The organism is Nocardioides sp. NPDC057772, from assembly GCF_042798075.1.
Lineage (GTDB): Bacteria > Actinomycetota > Actinomycetes > Propionibacteriales > Nocardioidaceae > Nocardioides.
In genome coordinates this window covers 1-2,693 of sequence record NZ_JBHVKN010000346.1, presented here as the reverse complement: position 1 = coordinate 2,693, position 2,693 = coordinate 1, and the positions used below count along the sequence as shown (strand labels likewise).

At 68.5% G+C, this 2,693-nt stretch carries 3 protein-coding genes; 2 read left to right on the top strand and 1 reads right to left on the bottom strand.

Going from position 1 to position 2,693, the window contains the following annotated elements:
* Nucleotides 1–2: 2 nt before the first annotated feature.
* A complete protein-coding gene (locus ACFVJS_RS27440) occupies nt 3–1,178 on the bottom strand; it encodes a lytic transglycosylase domain-containing protein (protein ID WP_378886712.1) in 1,176 nt (391 codons plus the stop codon).
* A gap of 259 nt (nt 1,179–1,437) precedes the next feature.
* On the opposite strand from ACFVJS_RS27440, the gene rplK reads away from it, so the two are divergent.
* Both rplK and rplA read left to right on the top strand, forming a co-directional pair.
* Nucleotides 1,438–1,866, top strand: coding sequence for a 50S ribosomal protein L11 (rplK, locus tag ACFVJS_RS27435; protein ID WP_160025595.1), 429 nt, complete (start codon nt 1,438–1,440; stop codon nt 1,864–1,866).
* Nucleotides 1,867–1,928: 62 nt separating this feature from the next.
* Complete coding sequence (gene rplA, locus ACFVJS_RS27430) at nt 1,929–2,645, top strand: 50S ribosomal protein L1 (protein ID WP_378886711.1); 717 nt, start codon at nt 1,929–1,931, stop codon at nt 2,643–2,645.
* The last annotated feature ends 48 nt before the right edge of the window (nt 2,646–2,693 follow it).

Sequence of the window (2,693 nt, the reverse complement as noted above, 5' to 3'; positions counted from 1 at the left end):
TCCTACGGCAGCGTCTTGATCAGCCACTCGACATACCCGGTGATGTCCGTGACGACTCCGGGCACGGCGGCCCTGGCCTCGGTGACGGTCTTGCCGACCAGCCGGATGCTGCAGGCGTCGACGGCACGGTTGGTGTCCCAGCCGTCGGCGAGGTCGGGGAAGCGGGAGGAGAGCTCGGCGGCGCAGATGGCGCGCCGCTCGGAGATCGAGGCCCAGCTGCCGTCGTCGGAGGGGGTCGGGCTGGGGGTCGGGGTCGGAGACGGGGTGGAGCTCGGCTTGGCGGTGGGCTTGGCTCCGGCGGTCGGCTTCGGCGCGGTCGTGGCGGGCTTCTTCTTCGCCGGCTTCCTGTCGATCTTCTTCCCCGCGTTCGGTCCGTGGCCGGACCGGCTGGGCTCGGCATGGGCCGGGGCAGCGGCGGTGAGCTCGACGTCGTCACCGCCGTAGGGGCTGTCGGCATAGCCCTTGGCGATCTTCAGGACGGTGGTGACGTACGCCTGGCTCTGGTTGTAGCGACTGAGCGCGGCGTGCTTCCCGCGGTCGGTGGAGACGTCCTCGTCGCCCGAGCAGAGGTAGACCGCGGCGGCGAGGGCGGCGTCGTCGATGTCCTGGGGGTCGCGTACCCCGTCACCGTCCCCGTCGACGGCGACCAACGGCCAGGTCGTGGGGATGAACTGCATCGGCCCGACGGCGCGGTCGCCGCTGGAGAGCTTGTCGACGGAGCCTCCGTCGGTGTCGGGGGAGGGGTCGCCCGCGGGAGTGGTCAGCGCGGGACCGTAGATCGGCGGTGTCGCCTTCCCGGAGGAGGCGAGCCGGCTGCTCTTCAGGCGGCCGTGGTCGGACTCGACCATGCCGACGGCGGCGAGCAGCGTCCAGTCGAGGGCGCAGGCCCGGTCGGCGGTGGTCACCACGGCCGCCGCACGCTGGTACGCGGCCAGAGCGGGCATCGGGATGTCGCGTCCCTTGGCCAGGGCGACCGCGATCGTGCCGGTCCGGGCGCCCTGGCGGGCGCCCTGGGCAGGAGCCGGCTCGGTGACGCTCGCGGGCTGCTCGATCTCCGAGGTCGCCATGGGCTCGCCCCCGGGCAGCGTCACCGGTTCGACGGGGTCGAACCCGGCGCCGGTGGTGGCAGCGGTCCAGGCGGCCGAGAGCACGGACAGCGGCACGAGTGCGGCGAACATGGACAGACGACGTCGATTGAACAACTGAGCTCCCTTTGTAAATCCCCGGGGGAGTATGTCAGGGCCGTGTGGCGGACGTCATGAAGAGGGGTCCGGTCAGTGAACCCGGACCTGCGCTGTGCCCGGGCCTGCCGCTGATTTCGTGGAACCGACCTCGATCACCGACAATTGACCGGTTGCGAGAGCAACACAGCAGGTGGCAGAGGCCGAAACGTACGAACGGCTTCGTCATGACCACGAGAAGGAAGAGATCTCAAGAATGCCTCCGAAGAAGAAGATCGCAGCGCTCGTCAAGGTGCAGCTGCAGGCCGGCTCCGCGACCCCGGCCCCGCCGGTCGGTACCGCGCTCGGTCCGCACGGCGTGAACATCATGGAGTTCTGCAAGGCGTACAACGCCCAGACCGAGTCCATGCGCGGCAACGTCGTCCCCGTCGAGATCACCATCTACGAGGACCGCTCGTTCACCTTCATCACGAAGACCCCGCCGGCCGCTGAGCTGATCAAGAAGGCCGCCGGCCTGAAGAAGGGCTCGTCCGTCCCGCACAAGGACAAGGTCGGCAAGCTGACCAAGGACCAGGTGCGCGAGATCGCGACCACCAAGCTGCCCGACCTCAACGCGGAGGACATCGACGCCGCGATGAAGATCGTCGAGGGCACCGCCCGCTCCATGGGCGTCACCACCGACTGATACGTGGGAGAGCCGCGCTGGCTCGCTAACCACATCTCCTCTTAACTACCGAAGGAATCACCATGCAGCGCAGCAAGACCTACCGCGCGGCGTCGGAGACGTTCGACAAGAACGAGCTGTACGCCCCGCTGGCCGCGATCAAGATCGCCAAGTCTTCCAGCAAGAAGAAGTTCGACGAGACCGTTGACGTCGTCATGCGTCTCGGCGTCGACCCCCGCAAGGCCGACCAGATGGTGCGCGGCACCGTCAGCCTGCCCCACGGCACCGGTAAGACGATGCGCGTCATCGTCTTCGCCGCTGCTCCGGACAAGGCCGAGGCCGCTCGCGAGGCCGGCGCCGACGTCGTCGGTGGCGACGACCTCATCGAGAAGGTCTCCGGTGGCTGGCTCGACTTCGACGCCGTCGTCGCGACCCCCGACATGATGGGCAAGGTCGGCCGCCTCGGCCGCGTGCTCGGCCCCCGTGGCCTCATGCCGAACCCGAAGACCGGCACCGTCACCCCGGACCCGGCCAAGGCCGTCTCCGACATCAAGGGCGGCAAGATCGACTTCCGGGTCGACCGTCACGCCAACCTTCACTTCATCATCGGCAAGGCCTCCTTCTCCGAGGCTCAGCTCGCTGAGAACTACGCCGCTGCTCTCGAGGAGGTGCTTCGTCTGAAGCCGTCCTCCTCCAAGGGCCGCTACCTGAAGAAGGTCACCCTCTCGACCACCATGGGCCCCGGTGTCCAGGTCGACCCCAACCGCATCAAGAACGTCGCGGCTGAGGACGAGGCCTGAGCCTGCGGCCCTGCGAGGAACGAGCAGGGTCGCAACGCGAAGGGATCG

Coding starts and splice junctions, on each gene's coding strand:
- ACFVJS_RS27440 (WP_378886712.1), bottom strand. CDS start 1,178: ATGTTCGCCGCACTCGTGCCGCTGTCCGTGCTCTCGGCCGCCTGGACC.
- rplK (WP_160025595.1), top strand. CDS start 1,438: ATGCCTCCGAAGAAGAAGATCGCAGCGCTCGTCAAGGTGCAGCTGCAG.
- rplA (WP_378886711.1), top strand. CDS start 1,929: ATGCAGCGCAGCAAGACCTACCGCGCGGCGTCGGAGACGTTCGACAAG.